Source organism: Amycolatopsis sp. 195334CR, from assembly GCF_017309385.1.
In the GTDB taxonomy this organism is placed as follows: Bacteria; Actinomycetota; Actinomycetes; order Mycobacteriales; family Pseudonocardiaceae; genus Amycolatopsis.
The window spans coordinates 4445292-4463491 of sequence record NZ_JAFJMJ010000001.1 but is presented as its reverse complement, the minus strand read 5'-3'; the positions used below and the strand labels follow the sequence as shown (position 1 = coordinate 4463491).

Sequence of the window (18200 nt, the reverse complement as noted above, 5' to 3'; positions counted from 1 at the left end):
GTCCGACCTGCGAGAGGATTGACGAACCGGCGGCCGAGACGGTTCGCTGGCGCCCATGACACGAACAGTGACCGCCGCGATCGCCGCCGGGCTCGCCTGCGTGGTGCTGGCGGGGTGCTCGAACGAGCCGGTCCCGCCCCCGCAACCCTCGGCGGGGGTGCTCGTTCCCGGCAAACCCGGTGAGGCCGCCACCGAGGTCCCGCCCGGGGAAGCCGCGCAGCATCAGCAGAACGTGACGATCAGCGAAGCCGATGTGAACTACGTCACCAACATGATCCCGCACCACCGGCAGGCGCTCGTGATGACCGCGCTGGTGGCCGACCGCGCGAGCAACGAGCTGGTGCGCGGGGTGTCGAGCCGGATCGACGTGGCGCAGGGCGCCGAAATCGCGCAGATGTCCTCCTGGCTCACCGAGCACGGGAAGCCGGTGCCGCCCGAGGACACCGGCGGGCACGCGGGGCACGGTTCACACGGCGGTCACGACCACTCCACCATGCCGGGCATGGCCACCCCGGAGCAGCTGGACGCGTTGCGCGCGGCGAAGGGCACCGACTTCGACCGGTTGTTCCTGGAACTGATGATCCGCCACCACGAGGGCGCGCTGACCATGGCGGAGCAGCAGCTCGGCGGTGGGCTCAACGTCCGCGCGCAGGAGATGGCGCAGGAAGTGCTCACCGGGCAGACCGCCGAGATCGAGCGGATGCGCGCGATTCAGCTCCCGTAGCTCTCGCCGCCCGAGCCCGCCTCGAACCCGGCGTCGTAGCCGTCCTCGTAGTCGTCGTCGGACAGCGCGGCGCTGGCGATCCAGCCCACCGCCGCCCCGGCCTGCAGGTACGGCGCCGCCCGGCGCCACCGCGACGGCTTCTCGGTCGCCGGCTCCGGCCGTTCCTGGTCGGCGGGGCGCTCGGTCCGCCACGGGGTCTCCTCGGCGCGCACACCGTCGAGGAACTCCCTGGTGGGATCCGGTTCAGCAGCCTGGTCGCGCTCGGTCATGCCCCTACGATGACACCAGGGCCGTCCCGGATCCACCGGAACGGCCCTGGTAACACCTTCGTAAGAACTCCTAGTGCGCGCCGAACAGCAGCGGCAGCAGGGCGTGCCGCCGCCGCACGATCGCGCCGTACCGGGCGTCCATGCGCAGCCACGAGTCGGTCGCGGTCACCCGCACCACGTCGTCGCTGATCGACGAGTCCAGGAAGCCCATCCCGGACAACGCGAACAGGCAGCGCATCTGGACCTTGACCTCCAGCTCGCCCCCGCTCACGGTGAGCACCGCCTGGTCCATCAGCGAAGCGGGCGGGTTCCCGTGCGGCCCGGCGTTCTCCCTGGCCAGCGACACCCCGCGGTCGGCGAGATCGGCGACCACGCCGACCGGCAGGTCGTCCACCGGCTGCCACCGCCCGGCCGCGGGCAGCTCGGAGTGCCACAGCAGGTCCCGCGACGGGCCGGGGTCCATCCGCTCGCCACCGGCCACGGTCAGCGCGGCGAGCAGCTCGGACCCGGACACGGTCACGTCGGCCGGGCTGATCTCCCCGGCCACCGCCCTGGTCGCCAGCACGTCGAACGGGGTGGCGACCCACGCTTCGACGATGCCCGGTGCGCGGTTGCGCAGGCGCACCGCCACCTGGCCGTCGAGCCGGACCGCACGCGCGACGAACGAGCCGAGCGTTTCGCGGTCCGCCGGATCAGCGATCCGCAGTTCAGGCATCCGACTCCCCTAATCCGCGCCGCAGGAAATCCCGCTCGTCCTCGGTGAGCCGGCGCGGGCGCTCGGTACCCACATCGTAGGGCGCCAGCTTGGTCTGCGCGGTCACGGCCACCTTGTCCGCTTCGTCCGGCCCGGTGTGCACCCGGTAGGCGATGGTGAACGAGGAGTACCGCAGCTCGGTCATGGTCATCTCGACCAGCACGTCGTCGTTGCCGACCACCACCGGTGCCCGGTAGTCGACCTGCAGCGAGACCACCACGATGCCCTTCGCCAGCTCGGTCAGCCCGGCCGCGGCCGACTCGCCGAACAGCAGCGGCACCCTGGCCTCCTCCAGCAGGGTGACCATGTTGGCGTGGTTGACGTGGCCGTAGACGTCCATGTCCGACCAGCGCGGCCGGACCAGTGCGCGGTGTGCCATCAGCGGACCGTGCTCCGCATCTGCCGCGCGGCCACCGACAGCGTCGCCAGGTCGAGCCTGCCGGAGCGCTGGATCTCGTCCAGCGACACCCGCGCCCGCGCCAGGCGCGAGGCGTTGGTGTGCTCCCACTGCTCGATCTTCTGGTCGGCGGTGTCGTCGGAGTCGCTGTGCCGCAGCGCGTCCAGGGTGATCGCCCGCAGCGACGCGTACAGGTCGTCCCGCAGCGCCAGCCGCGCCAGCGCGTGCCAGCGGTTGCCCCGCTCCAGCGCGCTGATCGAGGTGAGCATCTTGTCCACGTTGAGGTGCTCGGACAGCGCGTAGTACAGCTCGGCGGTCTCGGCCGGGCTGCGCTCCACGTCGATGCCGACCTCCTGCTCGGCCAGTTCGGCGACCTCGGTGACGTCGAGCAGGCCGTAGGTGTGCAGCAGCACCGCCACCCGCCTGGCCACCGCCTCGGGGACCCCGTGCGAGGTCAGCCGCTCGACGTCCTCGCGGACCGACTCCGCCTCGCGGCCGCGCAGGAAGCCCTCGACCTGGGTGGCCAGCTGGGCCACGGTCTCGCCGAAGCGGTTGATCTCCGCGCCGACGGCCAGCGGCTGCGGCCGGTTGGTGAGGAACCAGCGCGCGGCCCGGTCGAGCAGGCGGCGCGTCTCCAGCATCATCTCGTCGGCGATCTCGGACGGCACGAGGTTGTCGAGCGCGTCGATCTCCCGCCACAGCGACGGCAGGTCGTACACCGAGGTGACCACGGCGTAGGCGCGCACGGCGTCGGTCGCGGTCGCGTTCATCTCCTCGTCGAGCCGGAACGCGTACGACAGGCCCGCCCCGTCGACCACCTCGTTGACCAGCAGCGTGGTGATGATCTGGCGGTGCAGCGGGTGGTGGGCGATGGCGTCGCCGAAGCGCTCCCGCAGCGGCTTCGGGAAGTAGTCCGGCAGGCGCCGGGCGAACACCTCGTTGTCCGGCAGCTCGCTGGCCAGCAACTGGTCCTTGAGGTCGAGCTTCACGTGCGCGAGCACGGTGGCCAGCTCGGGCGAGGTGAGGCCCTTCTCCTCCTTCTCGAGCCGCTTGAACTCGGCCGGGCTGGGCAGTGCCTCCAGCTTGCGGTCGAGCTTGCCGTCGGCCTCCAGGTCGGCGATCAGCCTGGCGTGCACCGAGACCATCGGCGCCCGGTGCGCCCGGCTGACGCCGAGCACCGCGTTCTGCCGGTAGTTGTCCGCGAGCACCAGCTCGCCGACCTCGTCGGTCATCTCCAGCAGCAGCTGGTTGCGCTGCTCGCGGTCCAGGTTGCCGGCCGCGACCTGCTGGTCGAGCAGGATCTTGATGTTCACCTCGTGGTCGGAGCAGTCCACCCCGGCCGAGTTGTCCAGCGCGTCGGTGTTGATCTTGCCGCCGGACCGGGCGAACTCGATCCGGCCGAGCTGGGTCAGCCCGAGGTTGCCGCCCTCGCCGACCACCTTGACCCGCAGGTCCTCGCCGTTGACGCGGAGCGCGTCGTTGGCCTTGTCCCCGGCGTCGGCGTGCGATTCGGTCTCGGCCTTGACGTAGGTGCCGATGCCGCCGTTCCACAGCAGGTCCACCGGGGCGAGCAGGATCGCGCGCATCAGGTCGGCCGGGGCCAGCTTCTGCACGTCGTCGGGCAGGCCGAGCACCTCGCGCACCTGCGGGGTGATCGGGATGGTCTTCGCGGCCCGCGAGTAGATGCCGCCACCGGCGCTGATCAGCGACCGGTCGTAGTCCTCCCACGAGGACCGCGGCAGGTCGAACAGGCGGCGGCGCTCGGCGTAGGAAGCCGCCGCGTCCGGGTTCGGGTCCAGGAAGATGTGCAGGTGGTTGAACGCGGCCACCAGCCGGATGTGCTCGGAGAGCAGCATGCCGTTGCCGAACACGTCCCCGGCCATGTCGCCGATGCCGACGACGGTGAACTCCTCGCTCTGGGTGTCCACGCCCAGCTCGCGGAAGTGGCGCTTGACGCTCTCCCACGCGCCCTTCGCGGTGATGCCCATGGCCTTGTGGTCGTAGCCGACCGAGCCACCGGAGGCGAAGGCGTCGCCGAGCCAGAAGCCGTAGCTGATGGCCACCTCGTTGGCGATGTCGGAGAACTTCGCGGTGCCCTTGTCCGCGGCGACCACGAGGTAGCTGTCGTCACCGTCGTAGCGCACCACGTCCGGCGCCGGCACGGTCCGGCCCTCGTTGAGGTTGTCGGTCAGGTCGAGCAGGCCGGAGATGAACATGCGGTAGCAGGCGATGCCCTCGTTGAGCTGGGCGTCGCGGTCGATGCCCGCGTCCCCGGTGGCGGCAGGCGGCCGCTTGACCACGAAGCCACCCTTCGCGCCGACCGGCACGATCACCGCGTTCTTCACCGCCTGCGCCTTGACCAGGCCCAGGATCTCGGTGCGGAAGTCCTCCCGGCGGTCGGACCAGCGCAACCCGCCGCGCGCGACCGAGCCGAAGCGCAGGTGCACGCCCTCGACGCGCGGGGAGTAGACGAAGACCTCGAACTTGGGCCTCGGCTCCGGCAGGTCGGGCACGCCCTGCGGGTCCAGCTTGAGCGCCAGGTACGGCCGCGGCACGCCGTCGGCCGACTTGACGTGGTAGTTCGTGCGCAGGGTCGCCCCGATGACCGCCATCAGGCGGCGCAGGATCCGGTCCTCGTCGAGGCTGACCACGTCGTCGATCAGGTTCGCGATCTCGGCGGCCTTCGCGGCCGCTTCCTGCTCGCGCTGCTCGGGCTCGATGCCCAGGTCGAACCGGGTCTCGAAGAGGCTGACCAGCGCGGTGGCGATGTCGGTGTGCGCGAGCACGGCGTTCTCGATGTACTCCTGGGAGTACGGGCTGCCCGCCTGGCGCAGGTACCGCGAGTAGGCGCGGAGCACGGCCGCCTGACGCCAGTTCAGCCCGGCGCGCAGGACGAGCGCGTTGAAGCCGTCGACCTCGCACTCGCCCTTCCAGGCCGCGGCGAAGGCGTCCTGGAACCGGATGCGCAGGTCCTCGACCTGCTCCTGGGTGATCTCGTCGAGGGCGCGCTGGTCCATGCGCAGGCCGAAGTCGTAGATCCACGAGCGTGAGCCGTCCTCGCGGTTCAGCTCGTACGGCCGTTCGTCGACCACCTCGACGCCCATGCGCTGCAGCAGCGGCAGCACGGTCGACAGGGTCACGCCCTGGCCGAGCAGGTACAGCTTGAACCGGCGCTCGCCCGGTTCGGCGTCGGCGGGCAGGTAGAACGACATGGCCAGGTCGTCCGGGCCGGACAGCGAGGCCAGCCGGTGGAGGTCGGCCAGCGCCTCTTCGGCGGTGTAGTCCTCCTTGTAGGCCTCGGGGAACACCGAGGCGAACCGCTGGCCCTGCTCGGTCGCCGACTCCTCGCCGGTGAAGCCCGCCTCGCCGTCGCGGGCGCGGCGCTCGGCCAGGATCGCCTCGACCATGAGGTCGTCCCAGCTGCGCACGGCGTCGTTGAGGCGTTCCTGGATGCGCAGGGTGTCCGGTTCGGTGCGCGCGCCCTGCTCGGTGTGCACGGTGAAGTGCACCTGGGCGAGCAGGGTCTCGCCGACGCGCGTGCTGAATTCGAGGTGCGTGCCGTCGAGCTCGTCGAGCAGCACCTCCTGCATCGCGACGCGCGAGCGGGTGCTGTAGCGGTCGCGCGGGAGGAACACCAGGCACGAGTAGAAGCGGCCGTACGGGTCGCGGCGCAGGAACACCCGCAGCCGGCGGCGGTCGGCGAGGGTGATCGCGCCGGTCGCGGTCGCGTAGAGCGAGTCGGCGTCGGCGGAGAACAGGTCCGCGCGCGGCCAGTTCTGCAGCACCTCGAGCATGCGCTGCCCGGAGTAGGACTCCATCGGGAACCCGGCGCGGTGGATCACCTCGCGCACGCGGCTGGCCACCACCGGGATGTCCAGCACGTTCTCGTGCAGGGCGGTGGTGGTGAACATGCCGAGGAAGCGGTGCTCGCCGGTGACGCGGCCCTTGGCGTCGAAGGTCTTGACGCCGACGTAGTAGGGGTAGATCGGGCGGTGCACGGTCGAGGGCGCGCTCGCCTGGGTGAGCACCAGCAGCGAGGGCTCCAGCGCGGCCGCCGCCGTATCCGGCCCGGCCGTCAGGCTTCTGGCGGCGAGGCTGTCCTGGCGCAGCACGCCCAGGCCCGAGGCCAGCACCGCGCGCAACGCGGGCTCGTCGCCCTCGACGGTGGTCGCCTCGACCAGTTCGTACTGGCGGTAGCCGAGGAAGGTGAAGTGCCCGTCGGCCAGCCAGCGCAGCAGCTCGGCGCCCTCACGCACCTCGGCGGCCGGCAGCGACGGCGGCTCGTTCTCCAGCCCGGCGGCCAGGGAGAGCGCGGCCTCGGCCATCTTCTCGGCGTCCTCGACGACCTCACGGACGTCCCCGAGGACGGAGGTCAGCCGGTTGTCCAGCTCGCGCGCCCGCTGCGGGTCGGTGATGCAGTCGATCTCCAGGTACATCCAGGATTCCGCGGCCGCGCCCTCCGGCGGTTCGGCCACGTCGGCGCCCGCGTGCACCTCGCGCAGCTCGCCGGTGAGCTCCCGGGTCACCACCACGATGGGGTGCACGATGCGCTGCACCTGGACGCCGGTGCGCGCCAGCTCGGCGGCCACGGAGTCGACCAGGTACGGCATGTCGTCGGTGACCAGCTGGACCACGGTGGCCTCGCGGGTCCACCCGTCCTCGGCGGTGGTCGGGTTGAGCAGGCGGACAACGGGGCGCCCCGGCACGCGCTCCTGCGCGAGCTGGAGGTGGGTCCGCACCGCGCCGACCAGGTCGGCCGCCGCGTCGTCGACGATCTCCTCGGCGGGGGTGTGGCGGAAGTAGAGCCTGATCAGGTCCTCGATGTCCGGCGCCAGCGCGGCGGCCGCGTCGACGAGTTCGTCCCGGATCTGCTCGGGGCTGGCCGAGCGCCGCTGGCTCGCGCGCTCGGAGCGGTCCAGCGTGGTGCTGGTGCCCGCTCCGGGCGGGTTCGAGGCCCCGCCAAAGCTGATCGAAGACGCCGTCGAACTCATTGCAGGCAACTCTCCCGTTCCCGACACCGCGCTGTGTCTCTCGCTCGCCCCAGTATGGGCATTACGTGGCAAGAAAATACTGCCTTCACCAGAACCCGGAACGACCGCCATCGGCCGGGAAACGACCGTTCCCCACCCAGGGCAGGCGGCTTCGATTCAGCCTTCGATTCAGTAAGCAGCAAGAACCACCCCCGGTGGCCGACACCACACCGGAAACTAGCCACCCACCTAGCTGCGGCGTCCCCCAACAACGCCTGCCACGGCCCCTCCCCGCGCCACGCCGCACCCACGCTCGGCGCCCCGCCGGGCCCACGCTCGGCGCCCCGCCGCGTCCCCGCTCGATGCCCCACCACACCCCAACTCAGCGCCGCCCGCACCCAACTCGGCGCCCCGGCGCCCCAATTCGACAGCCCGGCGCGCTCCCCGCACGGCACCTCGCCGCGCCCGACTCGACGGCCCGGCGCACCTCCGCATGACGCCCCGGCGCCCCCGGCAAGACCGCCCCCGCCACCTGCTGCGGCCAGCCCTCGCGGCACCCGACGCTGCCAGCCTTCGTGACGCCTGACGCTGGCGGCTTCCGCGGCGCCCAGCGCGGTCGCCCTCGATCAGGCTTCGCCGCCGGCTTGGCGGCGGCCGTGGTCGTATTCGCCTCGGCGCGAGCTTCCGTTCACCGGTTGCGCCGGTTCCCCGTCGGACTGCGTTCCCAGCCGCTTCACGAGCGCGGCGGCGCTGGACGTTCCGGCCCGGTGCTCGGCGAGTGCCAGCGCGAGCAGTTCGGCCAATCCGGCATCCGGCGGCGGATCCTCGGCCGGGATCACGAAGTCGGCAGGCGGCGCGGGCGGCGTGTAGTCCCCGCCCGAAAGGTCGTAGTTCGGCTTGCCGTACTCCGAGGTGTACTCGTCGACCGGCGCCAGCGACGGTGGCAGCCGCAGCTTCGGCAGCCAGCCCCCTTCTTGCGCGGGCTTCTCCGGCTCAGCCGCGGCGACCGGCTCGGTCCGAGGCGCCTCCGCCGCCGTTTCGGCAGGCGGCTGGTTGACGGCCTGCTCGGCGGGCGGCTGGTCGACCGGCTTGTCCCCAGCCCGTCGACGCCCACCGCCCGCACCGGACGCAGACACCCCGAGCCGGTCGAGCACCGACCGCGCTGCCACCGACCCGTGCTCGGAATCGTGGCGGGTGGTGATGTGCGGTTCCTCCCGGCGCGGCGCCGTCTCCGGCTGCGACATGGTGGTCATCGCGGGCAGCCGCTCTTCCGGCTCGGCCGCGGGCGCCGGCGCCAGCAACGGTTCCGGCGGCGGCAACATCCGCACCGGCTCCGCCTGAGGCGGCGCCTCCGCATACCGCACCGGCTCAGGCGCGACCTGCTGGTACCTCGGAGCATCCGCGGCGGGCTGAGGCACCGGCTCATACCGAACCGCCCCACCCGACGGCTCGTACCGGGGTGCCTCGGCAGGAGGCTGCTGGACCGCCTCGTAGCGGGGCGCCTCCGACGCAGCGGGCTGCGCATACCGAGGCGCCTCCGCCGCAGGCTGCGCGTACCCAGGCGTTTCCGCCGCAGGCGTCGCATACCCGGGCGTCTCCGCCGCAGGCGTCGGGTACCTGGACGCTTCTGCCGCAGGTTGCGCGTATCGGGGCGCCTCAGCGGCTGTTGTCGTGTACCGGGCAGCCTCGGCCGCCGGTTGTGCGTACCGAGGCACATCGGCGGCAGGCTGCGCATAAACCGGCGCCTCAGCCGCCGCGTACTGCCCGGCCTCCGCCGCAGGCGGCGCGTACTGAGCAGGCTGCGCGGCCGCAGGCGCTGCGTACTGGGCGGCTTCGGTGGGTTGCGCATACCGAGGCGTCTCGGCGGCAGGCTGCAGGTACTGCAGCGCGTCGCCCGCGCGCGGTGCGTACTGAGTTTCGTACTGAGCCGAGGACGCGTACTGAGCACCCTCCGCCGCGGGCTGCGCGTATTGAGCTGCGGGCTGCGCATACCGGGGCTGTTCAGCAGCAGGCTGAGCCACATAGCGAACCGGCTCAGCTGTCGGTTGCGCCCGAGCCGCGTCCGCCGCAGGCTGCGCGTACTGCGCCGCACTGGCGGCCGGTTGTGCGTAGCGAGGTGTTTCGGCTGCGGGCTGCGCGTACCGGGGTGCCTCAGCAGCGGGTTTCGCTTCCGCCGGCCGCTGCTCGTACCGCGCCGCGTCCACGCGCTGCGGCTCGTAGCGCGGCAGGTCGGTCTGCGTCAGCTCTTCCGGCGCGAACTGCGGCGCCTCAACCCGAACGGGCTGCTTCGCGGCGGCCTCTCGCTGCGGCTTCGGGCGAGCGACCTCACGCACCTGCGCCAACTGCGCGGGCGGAGGCGTCGAGTCGGTGATCCGCGGGATCACCGTGGTTTCCTGCCCACCGGACGTCCGCGGCGAGCGCGCGAGCACGTCGGTCAGGTCGACCGGCGCCTGCTCACCGCCACCGAACTCACCACTGAGCACCGCGCACGCCTGTCGCCGCACGCGCAGGTGTACCTGCTCAGCCGCCCGCGAACGCCGCAGGCATTCGAGCGCGTCGGCCGGCCTGCCCAGCCGCTCCTCGACGTGCGCCAACTCCAGCAGCAGCTTCGCGGTCAGCGAGTGCAACCCGTGCCGGTCCGCGTCGTAAACCGCCTCGCGCAGCAGCAAACCGGCGGCCTCGGGCGCGCCCGTGCTCAAGTGCACGCGCGTCGCCACGGCCAGCCGCAGCCAGCTCGCCGGACCGATCACTCCGGCCCGCGGCGGCGATTCGAGCACTGGCTCCGCCAGTTCGAGCGCCATCTCGATGTTGCCGCGGTCCAGCAGGGTGCACACCAGTTGCAACACCAGCCGAGCCCTGGCCAGCCCGCCATCCGCCTGCGGATCCCGCAACTGCTCGATGAACCCCAGCCCGGTGCGCGCCGCGTCGGCCGCCCCGGTCAGGTCGCCGTGCCTGCGACGGTGCGCGGACATGCCCACCCTCACCAGCGAACGCATCACCAGCCGCGAGTCGCCGTCGGAGTTCTCGTCGGACAGGCACAGCCGATCCGCTTCGAGCAGCACCCGGTCCAGTTCCTGCTTCCGGCCCAGCTGGGCCATGCAGCCCACCAGGTGGCACAACGCCGTGGCCCGCTCCCCGGGCGTCAGGTCGGGTTCGGCCAGCACCGGGCGCAGCAGAGCCAACCCGGTCAACGGCATCCCGACGCTGCGCGCGCACACCGCGAGGTCCGTCCGCAGCCGCGCCGAGAGCAGCGAGTACCCGAGGTGCTCGGCCGACCGCAGCGCCGCCACGGCCCGCGCCGTCACCGGGGCACGATCACCCAGCCGGACGCGCGCGTAGACCACCAGCGATTCCGCACGCAGCCACGCCTGGTCCGACCGGGCGGCCTCGGCGAGCGAAGCCGCCCGCTCGCCGAGCACCAGTGCGAGTTCGGGCGCGCGCAACCGCAGGTCCGAGGCCCGGTCGAGAAGTTGCTCGACCGGCCGGATCTGGTTGCTCGCTACCACGGCACTCTCCGGTCGGTTGATCGTGGCGGTCGGGCTCGCCTTGTGCGGACTTCAGGCCTATCACGAACCACTCAGTCGCGGGTCAGCTTCCGGTGGGTGACCCGGTGCGGACGAGCCGCCTCCGCGCCCAGCCGCTCGATCTTGTTCTTCTCGTAGCCCTCGAAGTTGCCCTCGAACCAGAACCACTTCGCCGGATTCTCGTCAGTGCCTTCCCAAGCCAGGATGTGCGTCGCGACGCGGTCGAGGAACCACCGGTCGTGCGAAATCACCACGGCGCAGCCGGGGAACTGCTCGAGCGCGTTCTCCAGCGAACCCAGCGTCTCCACGTCCAGGTCGTTGGTCGGCTCGTCCAGCAGGATCAGGTTCCCGCCCTGCTTCAGGGTCATCGCCAGGTTCAGCCGGTTGCGCTCGCCACCGGAGAGCACGCCGGCCGGCTTCTGCTGGTCAGGACCCTTGAAGCCGAACGCGCTGACGTAGGCCCGCGACGGCATTTCGGTCTGCCCGACGTGGATGTAGTCGAGCTTGTCGGACACCACCTCCCACACCGTCTTCTTCGGGTCGATCCCGGCCCGGTTCTGGTCCACATAGGACAGCTTGACCGTCTCGCCGATCTTGACGCTGCCCGAGTCCGCATCCTCCAGGCCGACGATCGTCTTGAACAGGGTCGTCTTACCGACACCGTTCGGCCCGATCACGCCGACGATGCCGTTGCGCGGCAGGTCGAACGACAGCCCGTCGATCAGCACCCGGTCGTCGAAGCCCTTGCTCAGGTTGTTGACCTCGACGACCACATTGCCCAGCCGGGGCCCCGGCGGGATCTGGATCTCCTCGAAGTCGAGCTTCCTCGTCTTCTCCGCTTCGGCCGCCATCTCCTCGTAGCGGTCGAGGCGGGACCGCGACTTGGTCTGCCGCGCCTTGGCGTTGGACCGGACCCAGTCGAGTTCGGTCTTCAGCCGCTTGGCCAGCTTCGCGTCCTTCTTGCCCTGCACCTCGAGCCGTTCGCGCTTCTTCTCGAGGTAGGTGGAGTAGTTGCCCTCGTAGCCGACCACGCGGCCCCGGTCGAGCTCCATGATCCACTCGGCGACGTTGTCCAGGAAGTACCGGTCGTGGGTGACCGCCAGGACGGCACCGGGGTAGCTGGCCAGGAACTGCTCCAGCCACAGCACGCTCTCCGCGTCCAGGTGGTTGGTGGGCTCGTCGAGCAGCAGCAGGTCCGGCTTCGACAGCAGCAGCTTGCACAGCGCCACCCGGCGGCGCTCACCACCGGAGAGGTGGGTGACCTTCTCGTCCGGCGGCGGGCAGCGCAGCGCGTCCATCGCCTGCTCGAGCTGAGAGTCCAACTCCCACGCGTCGGCGTGGTCGAGTTCCTCCTGCAGCTTGCCCATCTCGTCCATGAGCGCTTCGCTGTAGTCGGTGGCCATCAGCTCGGCGATCTCGTTGAAGCGGTCCAGCTTGACCTTGATGTCGCCGAGGCCCTCCTCGACGTTGCCCCGGACCGTCTTCTCCTCGTTCAGCGGCGGCTCCTGCTGCAGGATGCCCACCGAGGCACCCGGCTGCAGGAACGCCTCGCCGTTGCTCGGCTGGTCGAGTCCGGCCATGATCTTGAGAACAGTGGACTTACCGGCACCGTTCGGACCCACCACGCCGATCTTGGCGCCGGGGTAGAAGGCGGTGCTGACGTCGTCGAGAATGACCTTGTCCCCGACGGTCTTGCGCACCTTTTTCATGGTGTAGATGAACTCGGCCATGCAAGCGATCGTAGAGCCGTCGTACTGACGCCTCGACGCCGGTCACCTCGGGGCGTGCTCGGCTGACAACTCAGTCATGCCGCGCTCATCCCCTCTCCGGGGGAGAGTGCCCTGCTCACCTCCCCTTCTCCCGCTTCTTCCCACAACGGCACCGGCTGCTCCGGCCTGCCCCGGCGGCGGACCACGACATCGCACCGGCTCAGGTTCGGCCCGATCGCGTAGGCCTCAAGTTCGACTAGAGACCTGTTCTGCCCGTCCTGCTGGTAGTCCCGCGTGTACAGCTTCCCGGAGGCGATCACCGGGTCGCCCTTGACCAGGCTCTCCCCGACCGTCTCGGCGAGCCGCCGCCAGCAGGTGACCCGCACGGTCAACTGCCTGCCGTCGACCCATTCGTCGGTCTCCCGGTCCCGTCTTCGCTCGTTGCTGCGCACCCAGAAACTCACCACGTGGTGCCCACTGTCGCCCACCTTGCGGGTGCTCAGCTCGCTCAGCACCGTGCCCACCAGCGTCACCGGGGTTTCTCCGACAGCCATGGCTCCTCGCCCTCCCTCGTGCGGTTCGTCCGTGCTTCCAGGATGCGGGGAGAACGGGCGGCGTGGGCAGGAGGCGCGGGATCTGTGGACAAGCAGAGCCGTTGTGGACAACTAGTCGCGGGACGGGCGCTCTTCACCGCGTTCTGACAACTGCTTGAGCATCGCGTTGTACGCGACCAGATCCGCCTCACCGGTGGCATCGGACCGCCGGTCCGACCGCTTGGCCTCGCGCTCGTCCGCCCGCGCCCACTGGACCAGCAGCGCCACCAGCACCAGCAGCACCGGCACCTCGCCCGCCGCCCACGCGATCCCGCCGCCGAGCCGCTGGTCGGTGAGCAGATCGCCGGCCCACGGCAGCTTCAGCGCCTGGTAGAAGGACTCCCCGAGGACCGTCTGCGTGTTCATCAGGATCACCCCGAAGAACGCGTGGAACGGCATCGAAGCGAACATCATGCCGAGCTTGCCCAGCGGCGGCATCCGCCGCGGCGCCGGGTCCACGCCGATCACCGGCCAGTAGAAGACGTAACCCGACAGGATGAAATGGGCGTTCATCAGCAAGTGGGCCCAGTGGTAGTTGAGCGCGGCCCCGAACAGCCCGGAGAAATACAGCACGTAGAACGAGCCCACGAACAGGACCAGCGCCACCACCGGATGGGTGAGCGCCCGCGACACCGGCGAATGCACGAACGCCAGCAGCCATTCGCGCGGCCCCGGCGGACCGTCCTTGCCCGCCGGCGGCAGCGCGCGCAGCGCCAGCGTGACCGGCCCGCCGAGCACCAGCAGCACCGGGATCACCATGGACAGCAGCATGTGGCCGCCCATGTGCACGCTGAACATCGCCGGTGAGTACCGCCCGATCCCGGACGACGTCGCCACCAGCAGCACCGCGCACCCGGCCAGCCAGGCGACCGTCCGGCCGACCGGCCAGGCGTCGCCGCGCTGCCGCAGCCGGCGCACCCCCAGCAGGTAGACCACCGCGAGGGTGATCGCGAGCGTGCCGAAGACCAGGTCGAACCGCCAGTCCAGGAGCAGCCGGAGCACGGTCGGCGGGCCGCTGAGGTCGTAGCCGATGAGCAGTTCGGTGTTCGACGGCTGGCTCGTCACCTCCTGCGGTGGTGGCGTCCGCGCCAGCGCGGTGGCCAGGCCGATGGTGACGAACATGATCAGGATCTCGACCGAGGCGAGCCGCAGCAGCTGGCTGCCGCCCGCGCCGTCGACGAGACCGCGCACCCCGCGTTGCCGCTGCTGGTGCCCGAACACCCCGAGCACCAGCAGGCCGACGACCTTCGCCAGCACGAGCAGGCCGTAGTCGGTGGTCAGCAGTTCCGCCGGCGAGACCCGGATCAGGGCGTTGACCACGCCGGATACCGCCATCACGATCCAGCACACCAGCGCCAGCCGCGAGAAGCGCTGCGCGGCCAGTGACAGGTGCGTACCCCTCCGCCAGCCCAGCGCCAGCAACGCGACCAGGCCGCCGACCCACAGCGTGGCGGCGACGAGGTGGTACAGCAGGCTGTTGGTGGCCACGTCGTGCGCGCCGCCACTGGCCGAGTGGCCGGTGACCGCGACCGGCACCAGCCCGCCGACGGCCAGGAAGAACAGCGTCGCGGTCCAGCCCCACGAAAGCGCGAGTCGGCAGCCGAGGGCGAGCAGCAACGCGATCAGCGCGGTGAACACCCACGCCTTCGGCTGCTCGATCGCGTCGACCATCTGCAGCAGTGCCTGCGGGTCGAGCAGCTCGGTGACCGGGCGCCCGGCGGCGTCGGCGGCGGAGAAGTAGATGGAGGCCACCGCGGCGAAGAACCAGCACCAGGCGGCGATCCCCGCGGTTCGCAGGGCGGCGTAACCCTCCGGGCCGAGCACGCCCGACTTCTGCGGCGGCACCAGGAACGCGGCGAGCAGCAGTGAGCCGACGCAGAGCACGGACGCGGCTTCGGACAACACCCGGACCACGGTGATGCCGTACCGCGTCACCACTCCGGGGTCAGCCAGTCCGGTGATCACCGAACCGGCGCCGCCGGTGAGCGCGACCAGTCCGGTGCCGACGAGCACCGCGAGCAGCACCCCCACCGTGACCAGCGGGCCGACATTACCTCGTGAAACCTGGGACTTGCTGGTCGTGGTCACGGTGGATTCCTCGGGCACGACACGAGCGTAAGTGCAACGCTTCGCGGACAGCCATCCGCCATCTGCTCGCCCGCGGCCCGGCAAGATGGCGGAGTGCGGATCATCCTGCTGCGTCACGCCGAGTCACTGGGCAACGTCGACGAACTCGCCTACACGCGGATCCCCGACCACGCTCTGCCACTGACCGAAGCCGGTCAGGAGCAGGCGAGGCGGACCGGTCCGGTGATCGCCGAACTGGCTGGTGACGAGCCACTGGCCGTCTACGTGAGCCCCTACCGGAGGACCCGCGAAACCCTGCGGCTGCTGAACCTGCCCGCCGAACGGGTGATGCACGAACCCAGGTTGCGTGAACAGGATTGGGGCAACCTCCAGGAAGCCGACGGGCAGGCCGTGCAGAAGCGGCTGCGGCACGAGTTCGGGCACTTCTTCTACCGGCTGCCGTTCGGGGAGTCCGGCGCGGACGTGGACGACCGGGTCGCCGCGTTCCTCAGCGAACTGGAACTGCGGCGGCCCGATCCCCTGCATCCCCGTTCAGTGCTGGTGGTTTCGCACGGGCTGACCATCCGTCTGCTCTGCCGTCGGCTCTTCGGCTGGAGCATCGAGCTGTTCGAATCCCTGTCCAACCTGGGGACCTGCGAACACCGCGTGGTCGAGCTGGTGGACGGCCGCTGGAAGCTCGACCGGCCGTTCCAGCAGTGGCGCGACTCCCCGGACGGGGCCGTTCAGCAGTAGCTCCGCTCCCGTTCGCGCTTCCCGGCGCGCAACGCGGCCACGGTCGACGGTGCGATCAGCGACGCGACCAGCGCGACCACGACGAACGACGTGGACAGCGAGGTCAGCTGCGCGATACCGCCGATGACCGGCGGCCCGGCGAGGAAACCGGTGTACGCGACCGAGGTGACGAAGGCGATCTCGCGTTCGCCACCACCGCCGTCGGCGCGTTTGCCCGCCTCCCCCGCGAGGCCGAGCGCGACCGGGAACGACGCGGCGAGACCCGCTCCGGCCAGCGCGAACCCGGCGAAGCCGATGACCGGCGAGCTGACCAGCGCCGCGGCCACCAGGCCGATCGCGGCGAGCAGCGCACCGCCGGCGAGCACCTGGCGCGCCCCCAGCTTGGCCTGCAACACGCCGCCGGTCAGCCGCGCGATCGCCATGGCCAGCGAGAACCCGGCGTAGGCGAGCGCGGCCGGGCCCTCGGCGATGCCGTGCTCGGTGACCAGGAGCAGCGCTGACCAGTCCGAACTGGCGCCCTCGGCGATCGCCGAGCACAACGCGATGGCGGCGAGCAGCCACAGCACCGGGCGCTTGATCGGAGCGACCGCCGAGGTCCGCTTCTCGCGGGTTTCGTGGTGGGGTTTGACCCCCGGCAACGCCTTGACCACGGCGAACAGCACGATGATCGCGAAGGCGGCGGCCACCGCGAGCTGGCGCGCCGGCGTCCAGCCGTGCGACGCGGCGAGCCCGGCGAACAGGGCGCCGGCCAGGGCGCCGACGCTGAACCCGGCGTGGAACACCGGCATGAGCGGCTTGCCCACCTCGCGTTCGACGAACACCGCGGCCACGTTCATCCCCACGTCGAGCACGCCGATCGCGGCACCCAGCGCGAACAGCACGATGCCCAGCCAGAGGACCGACGTGGTCAGCCCGAGCGCGGCCAGCACCAGCGCCGCGGCGACCGTGGACAGCGCCATGACCAGGCGCGCGCCCAGCCATTCCACCAAGCGCCCGGTCACCGTGGCCGCGAGCAGCAGCCCGACGCTCGCCCCGAGCAGCGCGAGGCCCAGCGACCCGGGCACGGCGCCGACCTGCTCGGTCAGCGCGGGCACCCGGGGCGCCCACGAGCCGAGCGCGCAACCGTTCAAGGCGAACACGATGAACACCGCGGTACGTGCGCTGACCATCCCCACTCCTCCCCAGCTCAATCTGTTGTCCCAGAATGACTTAAGCGCTTCAGAAAGTCCAGCGGGCGCTCACCAGTAGCACACCCCCGCCATCCCCGGCAATGCCCAGTTCTTCCCCTGTGGATATCCCCGACCCGACCGGGTGACGATTCCCCAGTTGTCCACAGATCCCCATTTCCCTGCTGACAAAGCCCGCACCCACCGGCCATCGTGGAGCCATCACCAATTCACCCGAAAACCGGGAAAGCAGGGGGAAGAAAATGACCAAGACCATCAAGTCACTCCGTTCGCGACTGCCGAAGATCCTGTTGCTGGCGTCGGTCGGCGTATTCGGCATGGGCAGCCTCGCGCACGCCTCGTCGCCGATGCCGCAGGAGCCGGAGAAACCGCAGGTCACCTGCCAGAAGGGGGAGTTCTGCGTGTGGACGGAGGAGAACTACGGCGGCGACGTGGAGCGCATGGACCTGCGCACGGTGAATCCCGAGGAATGCGTTCCGCTGCTCGCCGATTTCACCGCCTATTCCTTTGTCAACCGGATGGATCGCATGGTGAGCGTGTACCAGGGCGAGGACTGTTCCACCGAGGGCGACTTCACCACCTATCCGGGCGGGGGCACCTACGTTCCGCAGGCGCCGTTCACCGTCCGCGCCATTCAGGTGTGGAACTGATCCCGCACCCAGCTCCCGCGGCACCCCCGCCCCAGGGGTTGCCCCGCCGCGGGTGAACCCCGGGCCGCCGACCCCGAACAGCGGCCCGGAGTGGCCCGCCGGCAGCGCGCCGTCTCGACTCCGTGATGCGCGCCGGCGGGACCCGACCGAGCCCCGGCGGAGGGAGGACCCGTTCGCGTCCCCCGCACGCGAACGAGCCGCCGGGGCCCGGCCAGGGTGATCTTGCTCTCGGCAGGGCGGGGCACGGTGCGTCGCCGATCGACCGTCGACCGTAGCCAACGGCGGAATATCGGCCGCCCACCCGCGTTCCCACCCCGTCGTGAATTCGGTTAATGTTTGCCAATAGGGAGCGCGTGCTCGAAAATTGCACGCGGATCAGCCAGCGCACCATCCCCCGCACGGACAGGAGATCGCGATGCCCCACCGCACCGGCCGCGACCTCCGAAGACAGCTCCGACCAGCGAGAACCTAGTTCTCGAGCACTCCAGGAGCCGACGGGCACCCACCCGCTCGCGTAGTTCGTGCGAACACCCTGAAACGATTCGACTGCATCGAACGATCGAGAGGGTGGCGGCGACTAAGCTACTGGCGTGCACGAGGCCA

General features: G+C 70.8%; 12 protein-coding genes. 3 read left to right on the top strand and 9 right to left on the bottom strand.

Annotation, left to right across the window (positions count from 1 at the left end):
• Positions 1-55 precede the first annotated feature (55 nt).
• A complete protein-coding gene (locus JYK18_RS20840; RefSeq protein ID WP_206803607.1) occupies positions 56-724 on the top strand; it encodes a DUF305 domain-containing protein in 669 nt (222 codons plus the stop codon).
• Here the strand turns inward: JYK18_RS20840 and JYK18_RS20835 are convergent.
• From JYK18_RS20835 to JYK18_RS20800, 8 genes are all read right to left on the bottom strand, one after another.
• A complete protein-coding gene (locus JYK18_RS20835; protein WP_206803606.1) occupies positions 712-993 on the bottom strand; it encodes a hypothetical protein in 282 nt (93 codons plus the stop codon). The genes JYK18_RS20840 and JYK18_RS20835 overlap by 13 nt on opposite strands.
• Before the next feature lie 70 nt (positions 994-1063).
• Complete coding sequence (locus JYK18_RS20830) at positions 1064-1708, bottom strand: hypothetical protein (RefSeq protein ID WP_206803605.1); 645 nt, start codon at positions 1706-1708, stop codon at positions 1064-1066.
• Positions 1701-2126 carry a thioesterase family protein gene (locus tag JYK18_RS20825; RefSeq protein ID WP_206803604.1) on the bottom strand — a complete coding sequence of 142 codons (426 nt, stop codon included), beginning with the start codon at positions 2124-2126 and terminating at the stop codon, positions 1701-1703. The genes JYK18_RS20830 and JYK18_RS20825 overlap by 8 nt, the downstream gene beginning before the upstream one ends.
• Positions 2126-7135: an NAD-glutamate dehydrogenase gene (locus tag JYK18_RS20820; protein ID WP_206803603.1), complete on the bottom strand. Its 5010-nt coding sequence runs from the start codon at positions 7133-7135 to the stop codon at positions 2126-2128. The genes JYK18_RS20825 and JYK18_RS20820 overlap by 1 nt, the downstream gene beginning before the upstream one ends.
• 605 nt (positions 7136-7740) lie before the next feature.
• Positions 7741-10620 carry a hypothetical protein gene (locus JYK18_RS20815; protein WP_206803602.1) on the bottom strand — a complete coding sequence of 960 codons (2880 nt, stop codon included), beginning with the start codon at positions 10618-10620 and terminating at the stop codon, positions 7741-7743.
• A gap of 71 nt (positions 10621-10691) precedes the next feature.
• Entirely contained in the window at positions 10692-12368 is a 1677-nt protein-coding gene (ettA, locus tag JYK18_RS20810) for an energy-dependent translational throttle protein EttA (RefSeq protein ID WP_206803601.1), read from the bottom strand.
• A gap of 74 nt (positions 12369-12442) precedes the next feature.
• Entirely contained in the window at positions 12443-12901 is a 459-nt protein-coding gene (locus JYK18_RS20805) for a single-stranded DNA-binding protein (protein WP_206803600.1), read from the bottom strand.
• Between the two features lie 111 nt (positions 12902-13012).
• A complete protein-coding gene (locus JYK18_RS20800) occupies positions 13013-15028 on the bottom strand; it encodes a cytochrome c oxidase assembly protein (RefSeq protein ID WP_206804370.1) in 2016 nt (671 codons plus the stop codon).
• A gap of 93 nt (positions 15029-15121) precedes the next feature.
• On the opposite strand from JYK18_RS20800, the gene JYK18_RS20795 reads away from it, so the two are divergent.
• On the top strand, positions 15122-15760 hold the full coding sequence (locus tag JYK18_RS20795) for a histidine phosphatase family protein (RefSeq protein WP_206803599.1): 639 nt from the start codon (positions 15122-15124) through the stop codon (positions 15758-15760).
• Here the strand turns inward: JYK18_RS20795 and JYK18_RS20790 are convergent.
• Positions 15751-16929 (bottom strand): MFS transporter, encoded by a 1179-nt coding sequence (locus tag JYK18_RS20790; protein ID WP_206803598.1) that lies wholly within the window; start codon positions 16927-16929, stop codon positions 15751-15753. The two genes, JYK18_RS20795 and JYK18_RS20790, sit on opposite strands and share 10 nt — an antisense overlap.
• Before the next feature lie 260 nt (positions 16930-17189).
• Here JYK18_RS20790 and JYK18_RS20785 point away from each other — a divergent pair, with 260 nt between their 5' ends.
• Positions 17190-17597, top strand: coding sequence for a peptidase inhibitor family I36 protein (locus JYK18_RS20785; RefSeq protein WP_206803597.1), 408 nt, complete (start codon positions 17190-17192; stop codon positions 17595-17597).
• Positions 17598-18200: the final 603 nt, after the last annotated feature.

Coding starts and splice junctions, on each gene's coding strand:
- JYK18_RS20835 (WP_206803606.1), bottom strand. CDS start 993: ATGACCGAGCGCGACCAGGCTGCTGAACCGGATCCCACCAGGGAGTTC.
- JYK18_RS20805 (WP_206803600.1), bottom strand. CDS start 12,901: ATGGCTGTCGGAGAAACCCCGGTGACGCTGGTGGGCACGGTGCTGAGC.
- ettA (WP_206803601.1), bottom strand. CDS start 12,368: ATGGCCGAGTTCATCTACACCATGAAAAAGGTGCGCAAGACCGTCGGG.
- JYK18_RS20830 (WP_206803605.1), bottom strand. CDS start 1,708: ATGCCTGAACTGCGGATCGCTGATCCGGCGGACCGCGAAACGCTCGGC.
- JYK18_RS20840 (WP_206803607.1), top strand. CDS start 56: ATGACACGAACAGTGACCGCCGCGATCGCCGCCGGGCTCGCCTGCGTG.
- JYK18_RS20825 (WP_206803604.1), bottom strand. CDS start 2,126: ATGGCACACCGCGCACTGGTCCGGCCGCGCTGGTCGGACATGGACGTC.
- JYK18_RS20790 (WP_206803598.1), bottom strand. CDS start 16,929: ATGGTCAGCGCACGTACCGCGGTGTTCATCGTGTTCGCCTTGAACGGT.
- JYK18_RS20820 (WP_206803603.1), bottom strand. CDS start 7,135: ATGAGTTCGACGGCGTCTTCGATCAGCTTTGGCGGGGCCTCGAACCCG.
- JYK18_RS20785 (WP_206803597.1), top strand. CDS start 17,190: ATGACCAAGACCATCAAGTCACTCCGTTCGCGACTGCCGAAGATCCTG.